The following is an 18,279-nucleotide window of genomic DNA, read 5'->3' as shown; positions in this document are numbered from 1 at the left end:
ATTAAAAAACAAACAATTTAAAGCCAAAAAATTCTGAAAAGCTGCTGTCACAATTTGTTATCAGTATGCTACATTATCTGCCCAACTTGGTTAAACCCTAAATCAGCAATTCACCAAGTTATCCACATTTTCAAGGAAGAATTTGTTACTCACGGTATAAAACATCACATCCCTGTAAGACCTCATTTTTAAAGATCTTCAGTAAATGCCATTTGAAATGATCTTACGTTACGATCGCAAAAAATCGAGTTTTGATCACAAAGTTATCCACAAGCGATCCCCGATAAGAGATCATTCCTTCATTGGCGTTACGCCCTTGCCTGTGGCATCCTTCAGACTTTCATGTTCCCACAATTAAAAAGTCTATGTCTGATGATAAAAAACCGCCGTTTATTCTGGTAGACGGATCCTCATATTTATTTCGCGCTTTCCATGGTCTGCCGCCGTTAACTAATTCAAAGGGACAGGACACAGGTGCAATTTACGGCGTTATTAATATGCTAAGAAGCTTGATACGTCAGTATCATCCTACCCATATTGCCGTAGTATTTGACGCTAAGGGTAAAACATTTCGCGACGACATGTATGCCCAATACAAGGCAAACCGGCCTCCTATGCCTGAAGAGCTTCGCTCGCAAATAAAGCCTCTTCACGAAATTATTACCGCCATGGGGTTACCTATTATTGTAGAAGACGGTGTAGAGGCCGATGATGTCATCGGCACATTATCACGCCAAGCCTCAGAAAAAGGCATAGACACCCTCATTAGTACCGGCGACAAGGACATGGCCCAGTTAGTCAATGAGCATGTTACCTTGATCAATACCATGACCAATCAGATCATGGATATTGATGGCGTAAAAGAGAAGTTCGGTATTCCACCGGAACTCATCATCGATTTTCTAGCACTCAAAGGTGACAAGGTTGACAACATACCCGGCGTGCCCGGTGTGGGTGACAAAAGTGCTCAAGCCTTACTAAACGGGATTGGTGGTATTGCCGCTATATATGAAAACCTAGATGATATCGCCAGTTTATCGTTTCGGGGCAGTAAGACGATGGCGGCGAAAATGAAGGAATACGAAGAGCAAGCTAAATTGTCTTATGAACTGGCAACGATAAAGCTTGATGTGGAAATGGACTTTGAGCCACAAACTTTGACCCCTAACGAACCTGATAACGGAAAGCTGGCTGGGTTATTTGCCGAGTATGAGTTTAAACGTTGGTTTACTGAAGTCTCCACAGAGCAGGCCGCAGAACAAGCCGATGAAGAGGCGCCGGCAACTGAAACCCTGTCACAAATTGACACCTCCTCTTACGTTACCATCAGCACCCAAGACGTGTTTGACCAATGGCTTGAAAAACTACACAAGGCCCCTGTTGTTGCCTTTGATACTGAAACCACTAGCTTAGATTACATGGAAGCGGAAATTGTGGGTGTCTCGTTTTGTGTGGCACCGGGAGAAGCAGCCTATGTCCCTCTTGGTCACGACTACCCCGATGCACCAGCGCAACTAGACCGGGCCAGTATACTCAGTCAGTTAAAACCACTGTTAGAATCCGAGGACGTAAAAAAGGTAGGTCAGCACCTTAAATACGACAAAAACGTTCTGGCCAATTACGATATAAATTTACAAGGCATCGCCTTTGATACGATGCTTGAATCTTACGTGCTAAACAGCACTGCCACTCGGCATGACATGGACTCGTTAGCCATGGCATACCTTAACCACAAAACCATTCATTTTGAAGATATTGCCGGTAAAGGGGCCAAGCAACTAACCTTTAACCAGATCCCGCTAGAACAGGCAGCGCCCTACGCAGCAGAAGATGCCGATATCACCCTTCGATTACACCAGGTAATTTGGGAAAAACTCCAGCCGCAAGAAAAGCTTAAAACATTGTTGCTCGACGTTGAAATTCCCCTAGCAAGTGTATTGTCGCGAATGGAACAACGTGGCGTGCTTATCGACTCACAAAAGCTAGGCCAACAAAGCCAAGACCTAGCACTTAGAATTAAAGAGTTGGAAACCGCAGTTCATGAAGCAGCAGGAGAAACCTTTAATTTAGGCTCCACGAAACAATTGCAGCAAATTTTGTTTGATAAGCTTAGCTTGCCAGTCATTAAAAAAACGCCAAAGGGTGCCCCCTCTACCTCTGAGGAGGTATTGCAAGAACTCGCACTGGATTACCCCATTCCTAAAATGATCATGGAATACCGGGGTCTAACAAAATTAAAAAATACGTACACCGATAAATTACCTAAGATGATCAATCATCGTACCGGTCGGGTGCATACCTCTTACCATCAGGCGATAACGGCCACAGGTCGTTTGTCGTCAACGGATCCCAATTTACAAAATATCCCTATTCGAACCGAAGTCGGTCGACGTGTTAGACAAGCCTTTGTTCCTCGTTCTGGGTTTAAAATTGTCGCCGCTGACTATTCGCAAATTGAACTTCGAATTATGGCTCATTTATCAAACGATAAGGGGCTATTGTCAGCCTTTGCCGAAGGCAAAGATATTCACAAAGCCACCGCCGCTGAAGTGTTTGATACGCCCCTTGATGAGGTAACGTCGGATCAACGTCGTAGCGCTAAAGCGATAAACTTTGGCCTGATTTATGGCATGTCTGCTTTTGGCCTAGCTCGTCAACTTAATATTCCTAGAAATGACGCCCAAACCTATATGGACTTGTACTTTGAACGCTATCCTGGCGTGCTTAAGTACATGGACGAAACCCGGGAACTGGCTAAAGAAAAAGGCTATGTAGAAACCGTGTTTGGACGCCGGTTATATTTACCTGATATTAAAGCCAGCAACGGGATGCGTCGAAAAGGCGCGGAACGAGCGGCAATCAATGCCCCCATGCAAGGTACCGCGGCGGATATCATTAAGTTAGCCATGCTGAAGGTTGATGAATGGATAAACAAAGAAGCCGCAGACGAAGTTTACATGATGATGCAAGTACACGACGAACTCGTGTTTGAAATCAAAGAAGATAAAGTGGATGACTACGTGCCGTATATCGTGTCGCTGATGGAGCAGGCAGCAGGATTATCCGTGCCCCTAAACGTCGAGGCAGGCACCGGAATCAATTGGGATGAAGCCCACTAAACTCGTAACTGGATTACAAAAAAAGTGAGATAACAGTGAAATCAAGCAAGTTTTGGTAATTTTATTACACTATTGACTTGCCTTTTAACGATTCTGTTGTACCCTATGCGTGTAGGGTACAGAGGTGAGAAAGCTGTTTTCAAACCTTTGCTTTAACCTCGGTGAATTCACCGGGGTTTTTTTATATCTAGAAAAAAGTATTTATAGACCAAGCAATTGATTTTCTTTGCATTTAAAATTTAATTTTACTTTTTTTCGTTTATTTTGAACTTATTGGGTATGTGGCTACTCTTATCTATGGTTTTTATGTGTTTTCTCTCAATCTTTACCCCATCCGTTTTGGATGGGGTTTTTTCTTTTTAGACCGTATAAAATTAACACCTGCCTATACCTTCCGTCTGCTACTGTAATCTAGTTACGCTTCGTTGCTATCGTTTTCTAATTCAAACCACTTATCCAGAATTACCGAGGCTTCTTTCACTCCACTTTTCGATAATGAAGAAAAGGTTTGCACTGTCACATCACCGTTAAATGCCAGTGCAGCATCCCGGGCAAACATTAATTGGGCTTTACGTTTACCTGATTTCAATTTGTCGGCCTTTGTTAATAAAGCCAACACCGGTAAGCCAGCTTCTACCGCCCAAAAGATTAAATCCTGATCTAAATCTTTAAAAGGATGGCGGATATCCATCAGCACTACCAGCCCCTTTAGGCTTTTGCGCTTTTGCAGGTATTCGCCGAGGGCCAATTGCCATTTCTTTTTCATTGCCAAAGGCACCTGGGCAAAACCATAGCCCGGCAAATCCACAAGGCGACGATCTTCATCCAGTTCAAAAATATTAATTAATTGAGTACGCCCTGGGGTTTTACTCGTTCTTGCCAAGTTTTTCTGCCGTGTCAGGGTATTTAGTGCACTGGACTTTCCAGCATTAGAACGCCCAGCAAAAGCAACTTCAATGCCCTTGTCTTCTTTTAAATGCCGAATATCAGGCGCGCTCATGATAAATTTGGCTTTTGTGTAATACGTCATTGTATATATCCGTCTATAATGTGTTTTTAATTTTAATTTAAATTGACTCTCATCAGAAAAAGTTTATAAAACCATAGTTTTATTATGGAATAGGTTTTTCTGACGCGCTAAATGTGTAAAATACGCATGATATCACGTATATCAACAAAGCCGTTTGATCCTTTATAGAGATTAATTATGAAAAAACTGTGTTTGCTTGTGTGTATGACGTTAGGTTTTACAGGAAGTGCGATGGCAGAAGGCGATCCTGTAGCTGGTAAAGCCAAATCTGCGGTATGTGCAGCGTGTCACGGAATGGACGGAAACTCCATGATCCCAATGAACCCTAATATTGCAGGGCAACACGCAGACTACTTGGTTAAGCAACTAAAAGAATTCAAACTTGCATCGCAGACCGGTGGTGAAGAAGGCCGTAACAATGCGGTGATGAACGGGATGGCAGCGCCCCTATCCGAGCAGGATATGGAAGATGTAGCGGCTTATTTCTCTTCCCAAGAACCCAAAACGGGGGAAACCCCTGAAAACTACGTTGAAGCAGGCCAAGCCCTATATCGCGGCGGTGATGGTGAACGTGGTATTCCTTCATGTAGCGCGTGTCACGGCCCCGACGGTAGTGGAATGGGATTAGCCGGATTCCCAGATATCAGTGGCCAGCATCCTGAATATATAGCCGCCCAACTCAAAGCGTTCCGCTCAGGCCAGCGTGCAAATGATATGAACGGGATGATGGGTGATATCGCCATGAAGTTAACCGATGAAGACATTGATATTTTGTCCAATTACTTAGCTGGATTACATTAAAAGTACGATGAATTTTTACAGTTGTTAATTAATTGTGAAAACCATCTTGCTTTTTTATCATACTTAGGTATTATGCCTTCACAGGTTTGGCGCTGTTGCTGAAACAGTACAAACAGAATAACAATAAAAAGAATTAATGGATTGTTGGATAAAGTGTCAGGAAGGCCTTGAACTCATAACTGCTCTGTAAGCAACAATAAAAAGTAGAGCAAGCACCCTTACACGAAAGTGTAATAACGGGAGATGTGTCAAAAGACACGACAAATAAGGTGATGGTGAGAGCCATCGCCTTTTTTTCTTTTTCGCCTTGTTTGTTTTAAGCTAGTAAAAAACAGGCCGCTTATGACTACCCTCACGTTTCCTTGCCCCTTGTGTGCATCAGACCATATCCTCTTCTATCATGAGGACAAGTTCCGCCCGTTTTTTCAATGCCAGCAATGCAAACTGGTATTTGCTCACCCTCAAAGCTTGCCATCATTAATCCGTGAAAAACGCGAATATGATCTGCATGAGAACCATGCCGAAGACGAAGGCTATTGTCGCTTTCTTCGCCGCGCCATCACCCCTGTGCTAGCCAATGTTTCCCTTCCAGCCCAAGGCCTGGATTTTGGTTGTGGTCCCACCGCAGTTTTAGCTGGCCTTCTAGAACAAGAAGGTTATTCAATGACCGTGTTCGACCCCATTTATGCTAATGATTCTGCCGTACTGAACGGCCGTCATTATGATTTTATTACCTGCACAGAAGCCATCGAGCATTTTCACACCCCAGCAAAAGAGCTACATATACTAAATCAGCTGATCAAACCCGGCGGCTTACTCGTATTTATGACCAAGCGCGTCACCTCGTTACAGGGGTTTTCTACGTGGCACTATAAAAACGATCAAACCCATGTTTCCTTCTTTTCAGATGAAACCTTCTTTTATTTGGGCAAAAAATACGGTTTTGAAGTGACACTAAGTGGAAAAGACATTGTTTTGTTGAAGAAGCGACCATAAATACGCGGTATAATTGTGCTCGACCATTTTAATCAGGAGACAAAGATATGTCGTCTCGTTCAAAGAAATCCCGCAAAATCGGTATGATCGGTGTAAGAAAAGACCCCGACTTCAAACCTGAAGAAAGAAAAAACAAGGGTAAAGTTAATACGCCGAAGTCAAAACGGCGGTTAGGTAACCCTGCGGGTAGCCGAAATTCGGTAGAGAATACGCAAAAAAGCAATAAACCGACCAAGGTTAATCAAGACCCCCGACACGGAAGTAAAAAACCCGTGCCATTAGTGAAAGCGCCGGTGAAAACACAGGCACAGAAAAAGTATGCCACACCAGCAGACGAACTTGCAGCATTAGAAGCCGACACCAAGTTAGCCTCATTGCTAGATAAACTCGATAGCGACAAAGCCATCTCTCGAGCCGAGCAGCAATACGTAGATGAAAAGATGGCTCGTCACAGAATACTGTGCGATCTATTAGGCATTACCGAAACCGATGACGACGAAGACGATGTGGATCCCCTCGCACAACTCGACGCCATCAGTTTGGATGAATTTAAAGACTAAAGGGTTATAACTATGTGGTTAACCGTAGCCGTTGTTATAGGAATTCTTATTATTCTTGGGCTAGGCATCTATGCAGGCAAGCTGCTTTTCATGTTAAAGCAGCAAAATGTACGACAACAAGCCGCACGTGATGCTCGAATAGACTCAATCACAGAAAGTATTATTGTTATTAGCAAGGCAATGCAACAACAGCAATGTGATTTGTCTGAAGGGACGATCCGTATATGTAAGCTGCTCAATGCACTACCCTTACAGTCTCGCCCAGAATATCGAGAAAAGTTTCCACATATTCATAACCTGTTCGTCGAAATTAGTGGCTTTGCTATTTTAGAAGAACGAAAAAAATTAACAGCAAAAGAGCGTCGAAAGCAAGATGAAGCCAGAGAGCAAATTGAATCTGAGTTTGAGTCTCAAGTCCTTAAGGAATTAGACAGCATTCGACATTTTTGCACACAGATTAACTAGCCATATCAGCAGGTAAACGAAATACTCAGCGTTGCTGACAATTTTTACCTGCTAAATAGCTACCTCCTAGCCAACTTGCTCACTTCGTCATAACAGCGACAGTGAGTAAGGTGGTCGTTTACCAAACCACAGGCTTGCATAAACGCATAGCAAATGGTGTCTCCTACGAACTTAAAACCGGCTTTTTTTAGTGCTTTTGCCATGGCCACCGATTCTGGCGTACTCACCGGTACCTCACTGGGATCTTGCCAACTATTGACGATGGTTTTGTACTGGGTAAATTGCCAAATAAAGTCACTAAATGTCCTTTCCCGGCTAATGGCTAAGTAAGCATGGGCATTAGAGATAATACTTTTTATCTTTAAGCGGTTTCTTATAATGCCCGGGTTCAACATTAATCGTTCGACATCTTTATCCCCCAAAGTAACAATACGCTTAGGGTCAAAGTTAAAGAATGCGTCTTCGTAATGCTTTTGCTTCTTTAAAATGGTTATCCAAGATAACCCCGCCTGTTGTCCATCCAAGCACAACTTAGCAAATAACACTTGGCTATCTAATTCGGGCCGCCCCCATTGCTCGTCGTGATATCGTATATACTCAGGATCATGGGTTTCCCAAGCACAACGTACCCCGTTATTTTCCTGTTCCATGTCTTCTCCCGCCCTTAAATGCCCTTTTTCTAAAGATTTAACCGATTCTACCTACATTCATCAGCCTACAAATTGTATACTACTCCACCTTTACAATGGTCAGTTATAAGCAGCAAACATGCAGAAATACGATATTAAAACCTTTCAGGGTTTGATCCTCGCACTGCAGGATTATTGGGCGCGTCAAGGATGCGTAGTTATCCAGCCTTTAGATATGGAAGTGGGCGCAGGGACATTTCACCCAATGACCTTCCTTCGCTCTCTCGGCCCTGAGCCGATTAGCAGTGCCTACGTACAACCTTGTCGTCGTCCAACCGACGGCCGATATGGCGAAAACCCCAATCGTTTGCAGCACTATTATCAATTTCAGGTCATGCTTAAACCGTCCCCTGATAATATTCAAGAGTTATACCTAGGTTCACTACGTGAACTTGGCTTTGATCCCTTAGTGCATGATATTCGGTTTGTTGAAGACAACTGGGAATCTCCCACTCTTGGCGCATGGGGTTTAGGTTGGGAAGTATGGCTTAACGGTATGGAAGTTACCCAGTTTACCTATTTCCAGCAGGTCGGCGGCTTGGAATGTAAGCCCGTTACCGGTGAAATTACCTATGGTTTAGAACGTCTAGCCATGTATGTGCAAGGTGTAGACAGTATTTATGACCTAGTATGGACCGATGGCCCTATGGGCAAGGTCACCTATGGCGATGTATTCCACCAAAATGAAGTAGAGCAATCTGCCTATAATTTTGAGCACGCCAATGTGGAATTTTTATTTAAAACCTTTGACGAGTGCGAAGCCGCCAGTCAACTGTTAATAGAACAGAACCTGCCCTTACCCGCTTATGAGCAAGTGATGAAAGCCTCCCATGCATTCAATTTGCTGGACGCCCGTCATGCCATTTCGGTAACAGAACGCCAGCGCTATATTTTACGGGTTAGAGCATTAGCCAAAGCCTGTGCCGAAAGTTATTACCAGGCCAGAGAAGCCCTTGGTTTTCCTATGTGTAAAAAGGAGCAGTAGTCGTGCGGACTGAAAACTTACTTGTAGAAATCGGAACCGAAGAGTTACCGCCAAAAGCCTTAAAGAACTTAGGTCAAAGCTTCGCTGATCATATGGAAGCAGCACTAAAGCATGCTGATTTACAATTTTCACAGATAAAGTGGTTTGCCGCGCCACGACGCTTAGCCGTTACCGTTATGCAGTTGGCGGAATCCCAAGAAGATAAAATTGTAGAAAAACGCGGTCCTGCAATAGCAGCGGCATTTGATAGCGATGGCAACCCAACCAAGGCCGCACTAGGCTGGGCACGGGGCAATGGCATTGAAGTCAGTAGCGCAGAGCGCCTAAAAACCGATAAAGGCGAATGGTTACTTCACCGTGCTAAAGTTGCTGGCCAGTCCATTGATCACCTGATTGAAGATTTGGTCAGTCAAGCCATCAGTAAACTGCCCATTCCTAAAGCCATGCGCTGGGGCACATCAACAACTCAGTTTATTCGCCCGGTACATACCGTCACCGCCCTTTACGGTGACCAACTACTTCCATTAGCAGTATTAGGTAAAATAAGCAGCCGCACGGTTCAAGGACACCGCTTTCACGGCGAATCCACGTTTGAACTTGATCATGCTGATAATTACGCAGCAGCCTTGAAAGCCCATTACGTCATTGCGGATTTTAACGAACGTGCTGAGTTAATTCGTAAGGCACTCGAAGAAGCCGCTTCAGCATTGCAACTGACGGCAGATTATAACGAAAGCCTGCTAGAAGAGATTGCGTCCCTTGTAGAGTGGCCGGTTGTACTTCAAGCCTCTTTCGACGCAGCATTCTTAGATGTACCCAAAGAAGCGCTTATCTACACGATGAAAGACGACCAAAAGTACGTTCCTCTGCTTACCCGTGATGGTACGTTAGACAACCGTTTCTTGTTTGTCAGCAATATTGAATCTCAAGATCCCATTCAGGTTATCTCAGGTAATGAAAAAGTCATTCGTCCGCGCTTGGCCGACGCTGAGTTTTTCTTTACTACAGATAAGAAAACCACCTTGGAAAGCCGCTTAGATAGCTTAAGTTCGGTGCTCTTCCAAAAGCAGCTAGGTACGCTTAAAGACAAGTCAAATCGTATCTCGGCGCTATCGGGCTCTATTGCTGGCAAAATAAATGCCGATGCAGAAAAAGCCGCTCGCGCTGGGTTGTTAGCGAAAACGGACTTAATGACCAACATGGTAATGGAATTTCCTGATGTTCAAGGGGTGATGGGAAAATACTATGCCTTAAATGATGGAGAAGACAGCCAGGTTGCTGAAGCGCTATATGAACAATATATGCCACGGTTTTCCGGTGACCAATTGCCCAATTCAGGGGTAAGTGCAGCGGTGTCATTAGCTGACAAGCTAGACACCTTGGTAGGTATTTTTGGTATAGGCCAATTACCTAAAGGTGATAAAGACCCCTTCGCACTTCGACGTGCGGCCATCGGCGTGTTACGGATCATCGTTGAAAAAGACCTGCCACTAGATCTGGAAGAACTGATTGCAGAAGCCATTGACGTATATGGGGACAAACTAACGAATAAAGACTGCCAAAAACAAGTGGTCGACTTTGTTCTAGGCCGGTTTGTGGCGTTATTGCAGGATCAAGGCGTGAGTATTGATGTTATCCAAGCGGTCTCAGCTCGACGCCCTACTCGTCCTGCTGACTACGTTGCCCGTGTACAAGCGGTGGCAGCATTTAAAGAGCGAGACGAAGCCGAGGCCCTCGCTGCTGGCAACAAGCGTGTAGCTAACATCCTAGCGAAACAAGCTGACAGTGTCTCGAATGAAGTCAATGAGGCAATACTTAGCGAGCCTGCTGAAAAAACCTTATATGCGGCGCTACAAAGTGTACAGCATGATGTTAAAAGCGGCGTAGCCGATAAAGACTATAACCGTGTACTTAGCGCGTTGGCCACATTGCGTGAAGCGGTAGATGACTTCTTCGACAATGTCATGGTTATGGCAGAAGATATCACTGTACGGAACAATCGGTTAGCCTTGTTGTCGTTATTAAGACAACAGTTCCTAGAAGCTGCTGATATTTCATTGCTGTCTAAGTAGCCTGCAAGCCAGATATGCCCGTGAGAGTCATGCGGGCACGTCGTTTTAAGAGGTAATAATGATTAAACGTTTCACCTTATTGTTGATGTTTGCCTTGCTGTCGGGTTGCAGCTCTACCAGTGTGGTGTCCATTCCCGGCATTATAGAAGCCCCGACCATTAAATTCGAAAACCTTTATTTACGGGGTGTGTTTAATTGGTGGGAAGCAAATTTGCCTTATAAGTTAAAGGAAGGCGATGAAGGTTGGTACGTGGATGTAGAATTAATTGCCGATGGCCAGCCCTACGATTTCAGGTTATCCGATGCTTTTTGGACTCCAGATCAAACCTGCGGCGCCCGCTATAAGGGGCAGGTTGTCATTCCTCAATCGGCTACTTATATGATTTGCGGCACGGAATCAGAAAATATTCAGTTCACCCCTGAGACAACCGGGCTGTATCGCTTCAATTTCACCCCGGCTAGCGGCGGTGAGGTAATGCTTACAATCATTCCCCAGTCTACGGCTTCTTAACCTCACCGTTAGCTTTCAAAGCGAAAGGACAGTAATCTCTCTGTCCTTTCAACCTATCCCCACCCAGCACGAAAGTAAAGACTTACTACCTATTAAAGTCTTGCTAGATAACATCTGCATCTAAATATTCTGGCATACCTTTGGCGTCTGCATTTTTGAATGTTTTTACATTCGTCACTTTCAAATCTTGATATATTTTTGGCTTAGCAAGCACTTCATCAATGACGGGATCCACTTTAGTATCCGACAACCAAGCTGAAACAAAGTCAGCATCGTGGGGTAAAAAACAAGGTATAGATTTATCATGATAGTCGCTAAAACGTTCGTGAGGCGGTCGCGTAATGACCGCTGTGCTATATAGTCCGTTAGCGAAGGGACGATAAACCGCACCAATCAACAACCCTTTATCGGCTTCCATTAAGTAGTGTTGACTACCCTTACCCATTTGTTGAGATTCCCCCACCGCGGTAGCTACGATTATGGCTCGGTATCCTTGCACGGCTTTTTGCCAATATGGGCTATCAAGATTACGGGCGTTAAAGGTAGTACGTTTTCCTACTTCTAGGGTATTACCCACAGCTTTGCAATCGAACCACCAAGTTGCATCTACAGTTTTTTCTGGACTAATAATGACATTGGCGATCCTACGCGTCGGATTTTGTCCAAACGCGGGGTAGAAATTCAGCTCTCCTTGCTCAACCCTAAAGTTTGGAATGACTTCTTGTAATCCCACTTCGTCTAGCAAGTTAATCACCGCAGGTGAGTCTGTAACGCGCTTTATAAATCCACACATGGTTTTTCACTTTACGTCGTTTTAAAGATGCTGTGCCCTACCTTTGACGAAAATCACAGCAAGGTATGCATTAAATAGGATGGCATGTTTTTACTTAAAAGAAATCACAATTTTTAGGTAAAACTGGCTCTAGGTTCAATATCATCACTATAGGATATAAAGAATAATTACGTTTAATCGATTTTGTCCTCAACGCAACTCTGGCTTATTTAACACAAGGAGCTTTACCTAATGCGCGGGTTAAAGATATATGAAATTGAAACTGTAAATGGCGGCATGTCTTTAGAAGATGGAGGCGCGGCGTCACTTGCACTTGCAGCAACAGCAGCTATCGCCAGTGCGCCCTTTGCTATGGGCTTCGGCGTTGCAATTGGTGTTGGTATGCTCTACGCCGCCTATTCACAAGCAAGATAATTTGCAGATAGACATCTATGGCTAACAAATGGGCCCTACTGCAAGGTGGTAGAGTTAAATACTATAACTCCGTTGAAGATGTATATAGGGCCTTAAAAAACTGGTCTCCGCTAACAGCTGTATTGCTAGCCACGCCCCGTTATCATCAATTTGTTCCCCCAACATCTTGTAACCAGCTAGCACCAAGATTAATTAAACGATATCAAACAAGGTATCGCATTTGTTTAGGTATGTCTGTTGTGTCCACGCTGGTGGTGTTAGTCAGTGCCATCCTAATTCAAAGCCTCATTTTCTCAAAAGGCGCTTTTTTATTTTTTCTAATCACCCTCGCCATCATCACTGACTACCGTATTTCTTTTCATTTTCCCAAATGCTTACATCAAAGAACGATCTTTTTTTACTGGCTATTTAACCACAACGCCATATGAAAAAACCTTGCAGGCTGGTTACTTTTTATCGTCAGCCTTTTACTCTTTCAATTGGCCACCCAGTACTTTGTCGGCGGCCGAGATCCCCTGTTACATTCTATAGGCACTATCCACGCACAAGTTATGCATGGTGAAGTGTGGCGGCTTATCACTGGTCCATTGCTGCACTCATCCATTCTCCATTTTTTATCCAACACCCTATTTTTACTGCTAATAGGCCCGTTAACCTGGTACTTCTATTCCTATAGAACCGTTGGCGTTATTTTACTTGCTAATACCTTAGGCGCACTGGTATCAACCTTATTAGGCACCTATACAGACAACACTCCCTTTGATGGCTACGCTGGGCTTTCCCCAGGTATTTTTGCCTTGTATGGGTTAGTTTCTTTATCTGGGGTGTTAAATAAAAGGCTGCTGCCTCCAGGTATCGCCCTACATCTTGGTTTTATAGCAATAATTTCCATCGTTACAGCAAGCGTATATATAAACCACACGGCTAATTGGAGTCACTGGGCGGGCTTGCTATTTGGCATGGCCTTAGCGCCACTACTTAAAGGTAAGAAAATTGAACTGTCAGAGGTGACCGAACTTAACCTAGAGGATTACTTTGAAGGGATGATAAGAGGGAAAAAAAACTGAGACCCCAGCGTGAGATCTCAGTTTATTGTCAACAACGGTAACTCAACTACACGTCTAGGTTTTCAACGTTCAACGCGTTTGCTTCAATAAAAGCACGTCGAGGTTCAACCTGATCACCCATGAGCGTAGTAAATAACTGGTCACAAGCGATGGCATCTTCAATGGTAACTTGTAACATTCTACGGCTTTCAGGATCCATGGTGGTTTCCCACAACTGATCAGGGTTCATTTCCCCTAGCCCTTTATAACGCTGAATGTATTGACCACGTTTTGCTTCATGCATTAGCCACTCTAGTGCCTCTTTAAAGGACTCTACAGCTAGCTGACGCTCACCACGCTTAATATATGCAGTCTCACTCATCATATCGTTAATTGACTCGTTTAAGCCTTTTATACGCTTGTATTCTGCAGACTCAATAAAGTCGTGATTAAGTTTGTAGTAGTAATCGATTCCGTGCATTCGCATAATGATTTCGATGAAGTATTCGTTAAGTTCTTCATCTTGCTTTATCTCAAAGCGATAAGTAGCACCGTCGTTTTCATACTCATTCAAACTCGCCACAAATTTTTCAGCCACGCTAGTTAAAATCGTCTCGTCTTTTAAGTCGTCTACATTTAATGTGGGCGAATAAACTAAGCGGTTTAAAATGGCGGGCGGCATTAGCCGATGCAAACGTTTTATTAGTTTTTCTACTGATTGGTATTGCTTAACTAATTGTTCTAGTCCCACACCAGATATACCAGGTGCATCGTCACTGGTATAAAGCGCAGCGCCATCTACGGCAATAGAGGTAAGGTAGTTAATTAATGCCTCATCGTCTTTTAGATATTGCTCTTGTTTACCTTTCTTCACTTTATAAAGTGGCGGTTGAGCGATATAGACATATCCACGCTCGATAATTTCTGGCATCTGACGATAGAAAAATGTCAGTAGCAAGGTACGAATATGGGAACCGTCTACATCCGCATCGGTCATGATGATGATGCTGTGATAACGAAGTTTCTCAGGGTTGTATTCATCTCTACCAATGCCACAACCTAGGGCGGTAATTAGCGTAGCCACCTCTTGTGAAGAAAGCATTTTATCAAACCGGGCTTTCTCAACGTTTAGGATTTTACCTTTCAACGGTAGTATGGCTTGATTCTTACGATTACGGCCCTGTTTTGCAGACCCGCCCGCAGAATCACCCTCCACAATATAGAGTTCAGATAAGGACGGATCCTTTTCCTGGCAGTCCGCCAACTTACCCGGCAAACCAGCAAGATCAAGAGCGCCTTTACGACGAGTCATTTCTCTGGCTTTTCGGGCAGCTTCCCTTGCACGGGCAGCGTCAATAATTTTCGATGCGATAATTTTACTTTCTTGAGGGTTCTCTAATAGGAATTCAGAAAGTTTTTCGTTCATGGCCGATTCCACCGCTGGGCGAACTTCCGATGAAACAAGCTTATCTTTTGTTTGTGATGAGAATTTAGGATCAGGCACTTTAACTGATACAACGGCGGTAAGTCCCTCACGCGCATCATCGCCTGTGGCCGATGCGTTGGTCTTCGCTTTTTTGTTTAGACCTTCCTTCTCCATATAGGTATTCAGAGTACGAGTTAACGCTCCTCTAAAGCCCGCCAAATGGGTTCCGCCATCTCGCTGAGGAATGTTATTGGTAAAGCAGAAGATGTTTTCTTGGAAGCCGTCGTTCCATTGCATCGCCACTTCAACGGAAATACCGTCTTCTCTCTCATAGGTAAAGTGAAAGACTTTTTGATGTACCGGTGTTTTGTTTTGATTGAGATATTCAACAAAGGCCCGAATTCCCCCTTCGTACATGAAGTGGTCTTCTTTGCCATCTCTTTCATCTTTTAGCCGAATAGAAACACCAGAGTTAAGGAAGGACAATTCACGTAAGCGCTTGGCCAATATTTCATAGTGAAACAAGGTATTGGTGAAAGTATCAGTGCTGGGCCAGAACCGAACGGTGGTTCCTGTTTTATCTGTGTCACCTGTTACAGCTAAAGGCTCTTGAGGAACACCATGTTGATATTCCTGCTCATGCAATTTACCTTCGCGGCGTATATTAAGCTTTAATTTACTTGATAACGCGTTAACAACAGAAACACCCACACCGTGCAGTCCGCCTGATACTTTATAAGAGTTATCATCAAACTTACCGCCGGCGTGAAGCACTGTCATAATAACTTCAGCTGCAGACACCCCCTCTTCAGGGTGAATGGAGGTTGGGATACCCCGACCATTATCAGATACAGAGACAGACCCATCGGTATGAATCTGGATAACGATTTCTGAGCAGTAGCCCGCCAGTGCTTCATCGATTGAGTTATCGACTACCTCGAATACCATATGATGCAAACCCGTTCCATCATCAGTATCACCGATATACATACCGGGACGCTTACGCACAGCATCCAGACCTTTGAGTACCTTAATACTGGACGAGTCGTAACTATTTTGCTCTGACATATACTAACCTTTACTCCTCGTTCACGCGGCCATGTTCCACGTGAAACATTTTTTTATCTTTATATTTGTGAATAAATTCTAACTGCTCACGCTCTATGGCTGTAACAACAACCTGAGTATCCATTGCAAGCAAACCATCGATGAATCGCTCTCGTTTTTCTATATCGAGCTCAGCGCCAACATCATCGAGTAAAAAAATACTTTTGCGTTCAGTTTCCTGTTGAAACAGTTTTGTTTGCGCTAATTGAAGCGCTGCTACTGCCATTCTTAATTGCCCACGAGAAAGTAACTCTTGGGCAACACAGCCATCTACTTTAAATTTCAAATCCGACTTATGTGGCCCTGAGGTTGTATAACCTACTCGCAAATCATAGTCTCGTTTTCGTAAAAGGCTTTCTGATAAAGACGCGTCTTTTTCCCACCCCTTATAATACGAAATTTCCACGGAAAACTCAGGTAGAAATTCACTACAAATAGCATTAAATAGCTTCTGTAGACGCGATACGTAAGCTTTTCGCTTATCACTAAGGGATATACCACACTTTACCAGTTGTTGCTCCCAATAGGCATTCTCGGGAGCATCTAAATTTGCCTGCTGTTTAAGCAGTACATTTCGGGTTTTAAGTAATTTTTGGTATGTCTGGAACAGAATATTGAATTCATGTTCCACGTGGAACAACCCCCAGTCGATGAACTTTCTACGCTCACCTGGAGAGCCGATGATAAGATCGGTACTTTGAGGAGTAAAAAGCTGTACCGGTATTAAACTGACTAAATCTGCCAACCGATTAGAATGTTCACCATTAATAGCACAGGTAAACTGATCATCCCTTGAACGTTGAAGCCCCACTTTAAATGCTGTGTGATCAGTTTCAGCACACTGGGCGAAAATACTAAATTGATGACTGTCGTGCCGAATCACCGAACTATGTTTGTTCGTGCGAAATGACCGACCGAATCCAAGATAATATAACGATTCGATAATGGACGATTTTCCACTGCCGTTCTTGCCGCTGACAATCGTTAGAGCGCGAGATGGGATAAGAGTTGCACTGGCGATATTTCGAAAATCGGTCAGCTGGACTTTGTCCAGTTTCATAAAATTACTCGAAAAAACGGGATAACATTGCCACCTAGTAAAAAGCGCTTAAACGTCGCTATATGATAAAAATTACAGATGGCGATGCTAACCTATAACCGCATTGGCATGATGACGTACAGCGCTGAGTCATCGCCTGCATTTTGAATCAATGCGCTGGCGTTGGAATCAGATAGAATGAGCTGCACTTCTTCGGTGGTCAGCGCATTTAATACATCAATTAAATAGGCCACATTAAAACCAATCTCTAAATCACTGCCTTCGTAGTTTACATCTACGATCTCTTCGGCTTCTTCTTGCTCTGGGTTGTTGGCAGTTATTTTTAACTCGCCATTTGAGAGGTTAAGACGAACGCCTCGAAATTTTTCATTAGATAAAATGGCCGCCCGAGAAAAAGCATCTTTTAATACTGCTTTACTTGCGGTGATGGTTTTATCGCCATCCCGGGGCAACACTCTTCGGTAATCGGGGAATCGGCCATCCACTAATTTACTGGTAAAGATAAAGTCAGAGGAAAACATGCGAATATGATTGGCACCCACATGTACCTTTATTGAACGCTCTTCATCACCAATTAGGCGGGCGATTTCAAGTACACCTTTGCGAGGAATAATCACTTGTCGCGAGGGTAACGTGGTAGTTTCGTAAGCTAGCCGACATAAAGCTAAACGATGGCCGTCTGTTGCTACAGTACGGATGATATTATCTTCGGTTTCTAGAGACATCCCGTTGAGATAATACCGCACGTCCTGTTGAGCCATAGAAAAGTGCGTACTGTTGATAAGACGCTTTAAATCGCTAGCAGGAATTTCAAATTCAACTTCCCCTTCCCAATCTTCCAAGTTTGGATAATCGTTAGCCGACAAAGTAGAAAGCGTATAGCGACCTCGTCCCGCGCGAATTAGCGCCTTGGTGCTGTCCAGTGAAAAGTTTATGTCTGTACCGTCAGCAATACCGCGAATAATATCGAACAGTTTTTTTGCGGGAACAGTAATTTCGCCCTCTTCAAACTCACCTTCTAAAGGCGTACTTGCTATCAATTCAACTTCTAAATCTGTACCTGTTAACCAGAGTGCGTCTTCACTGACTTTAATAAGCACATTCGAAAGAATAGGTAATGTATGGCGTCGCTCTACGGCTCCGGATACAAGTTGCAGTGGCTGCAAAAACTTTTCACGACTGATGGTAAATTTCATTGATTTACT

The 18,279-nt window shown here is 43.8% G+C and carries 16 protein-coding genes; 10 read left to right on the top strand and 6 right to left on the bottom strand.

What is annotated here, in order from left to right:
- Positions 1-365 precede the first annotated feature (365 nt).
- On the top strand, positions 366-3,119 hold the full coding sequence (gene polA / locus KO501_RS09495) for a DNA polymerase I (protein ID WP_216029413.1): 2,754 nt from the start codon (positions 366-368) through the stop codon (positions 3,117-3,119).
- Positions 3,120-3,534: 415 nt separating this feature from the next.
- Here polA and yihA read toward each other — a convergent pair whose 3' ends face one another.
- Positions 3,535-4,149: a ribosome biogenesis GTP-binding protein YihA/YsxC gene (gene yihA / locus KO501_RS09490; RefSeq protein WP_216029412.1), complete on the bottom strand. Its 615-nt coding sequence runs from the start codon at positions 4,147-4,149 to the stop codon at positions 3,535-3,537.
- 177 nt (positions 4,150-4,326) lie between these two features.
- Here yihA and KO501_RS09485 point away from each other — a divergent pair, with 177 nt between their 5' ends.
- The 4 genes from KO501_RS09485 (at position 4,327) to KO501_RS09470 (ending at position 6,971) form a co-directional block, all read left to right on the top strand.
- Entirely contained in the window at positions 4,327-4,950 is a 624-nt protein-coding gene (locus KO501_RS09485) for a c-type cytochrome (RefSeq protein ID WP_216029411.1), read from the top strand.
- A 342-nt stretch (positions 4,951-5,292) separates the two neighbouring features.
- The gene (locus tag KO501_RS09480) at positions 5,293-5,946 is read left to right on the top strand and encodes a class I SAM-dependent methyltransferase (RefSeq protein ID WP_216029410.1); all 654 of its coding nucleotides are present in this window, start codon (positions 5,293-5,295) and stop codon (positions 5,944-5,946) included.
- Between the two features lie 47 nt (positions 5,947-5,993).
- On the top strand, positions 5,994-6,506 hold the full coding sequence (gene yihI / locus KO501_RS09475) for a Der GTPase-activating protein YihI (protein WP_216029409.1): 513 nt from the start codon (positions 5,994-5,996) through the stop codon (positions 6,504-6,506).
- A 12-nt stretch (positions 6,507-6,518) separates the two neighbouring features.
- Positions 6,519-6,971: a DUF2489 domain-containing protein gene (locus tag KO501_RS09470; protein ID WP_216029408.1), complete on the top strand. Its 453-nt coding sequence runs from the start codon at positions 6,519-6,521 to the stop codon at positions 6,969-6,971.
- A gap of 59 nt (positions 6,972-7,030) precedes the next feature.
- Here the strand turns inward: KO501_RS09470 and KO501_RS09465 are convergent, their stop codons facing one another.
- Positions 7,031-7,621, bottom strand: a complete 591-nt coding sequence (locus KO501_RS09465; RefSeq protein ID WP_216029407.1) for a DNA-3-methyladenine glycosylase I — start codon at positions 7,619-7,621, stop codon at positions 7,031-7,033.
- A 118-nt stretch (positions 7,622-7,739) separates the two neighbouring features.
- Between KO501_RS09465 and glyQ the strand changes: the two genes are divergently transcribed.
- The 3 genes from glyQ to KO501_RS09450 are packed head-to-tail and all read left to right on the top strand — an operon-like array spanning position 7,740 to position 11,228.
- The gene (glyQ, locus tag KO501_RS09460) at positions 7,740-8,645 is read left to right on the top strand and encodes a glycine--tRNA ligase subunit alpha (RefSeq protein WP_216029406.1); all 906 of its coding nucleotides are present in this window, start codon (positions 7,740-7,742) and stop codon (positions 8,643-8,645) included.
- Positions 8,646-8,647: 2 nt separating this feature from the next.
- On the top strand, positions 8,648-10,717 hold the full coding sequence (gene glyS / locus KO501_RS09455) for a glycine--tRNA ligase subunit beta (protein ID WP_216029405.1): 2,070 nt from the start codon (positions 8,648-8,650) through the stop codon (positions 10,715-10,717).
- A gap of 58 nt (positions 10,718-10,775) precedes the next feature.
- Positions 10,776-11,228 (top strand): hypothetical protein, encoded by a 453-nt coding sequence (locus KO501_RS09450; protein ID WP_216029404.1) that lies wholly within the window; start codon positions 10,776-10,778, stop codon positions 11,226-11,228.
- Positions 11,229-11,331: 103 nt separating this feature from the next.
- Here KO501_RS09450 and KO501_RS09445 read toward each other — a convergent pair whose 3' ends face one another.
- Positions 11,332-12,021 (bottom strand): SOS response-associated peptidase family protein, encoded by a 690-nt coding sequence (locus KO501_RS09445; protein ID WP_216029403.1) that lies wholly within the window; start codon positions 12,019-12,021, stop codon positions 11,332-11,334.
- A gap of 231 nt (positions 12,022-12,252) precedes the next feature.
- Between KO501_RS09445 and KO501_RS09440 the strand changes: the two genes are divergently transcribed.
- Positions 12,253-12,435 carry a hypothetical protein gene (locus KO501_RS09440; RefSeq protein ID WP_216029402.1) on the top strand — a complete coding sequence of 61 codons (183 nt, stop codon included), beginning with the start codon at positions 12,253-12,255 and terminating at the stop codon, positions 12,433-12,435.
- A 551-nt stretch (positions 12,436-12,986) separates the two neighbouring features.
- Positions 12,987-13,502 (top strand): rhomboid family intramembrane serine protease, encoded by a 516-nt coding sequence (locus KO501_RS09435; protein WP_216029401.1) that lies wholly within the window; start codon positions 12,987-12,989, stop codon positions 13,500-13,502.
- A 46-nt stretch (positions 13,503-13,548) separates the two neighbouring features.
- Here KO501_RS09435 and gyrB read toward each other — a convergent pair whose 3' ends face one another.
- The 3 genes from gyrB to dnaN form a co-directional block, all read right to left on the bottom strand.
- Positions 13,549-15,975, bottom strand: coding sequence for a DNA topoisomerase (ATP-hydrolyzing) subunit B (gene gyrB / locus KO501_RS09430; protein WP_216029400.1), 2,427 nt, complete (start codon positions 15,973-15,975; stop codon positions 13,549-13,551).
- Positions 15,976-15,985: 10 nt separating this feature from the next.
- Positions 15,986-17,074 carry a DNA replication/repair protein RecF gene (gene recF, locus KO501_RS09425; RefSeq protein WP_216029399.1) on the bottom strand — a complete coding sequence of 363 codons (1,089 nt, stop codon included), beginning with the start codon at positions 17,072-17,074 and terminating at the stop codon, positions 15,986-15,988.
- 92 nt (positions 17,075-17,166) lie between these two features.
- Positions 17,167-18,270, bottom strand: a complete 1,104-nt coding sequence (gene dnaN / locus KO501_RS09420; protein ID WP_216029398.1) for a DNA polymerase III subunit beta — start codon at positions 18,268-18,270, stop codon at positions 17,167-17,169.
- Positions 18,271-18,279: the final 9 nt, after the last annotated feature.

This window comes from Alteromonas sp. C1M14 (assembly GCF_018860965.1).
Lineage (GTDB): Bacteria > Pseudomonadota > Gammaproteobacteria > Enterobacterales > Alteromonadaceae > Alteromonas.
This window is presented reverse-complemented; position numbering and strand designations above follow the sequence as displayed.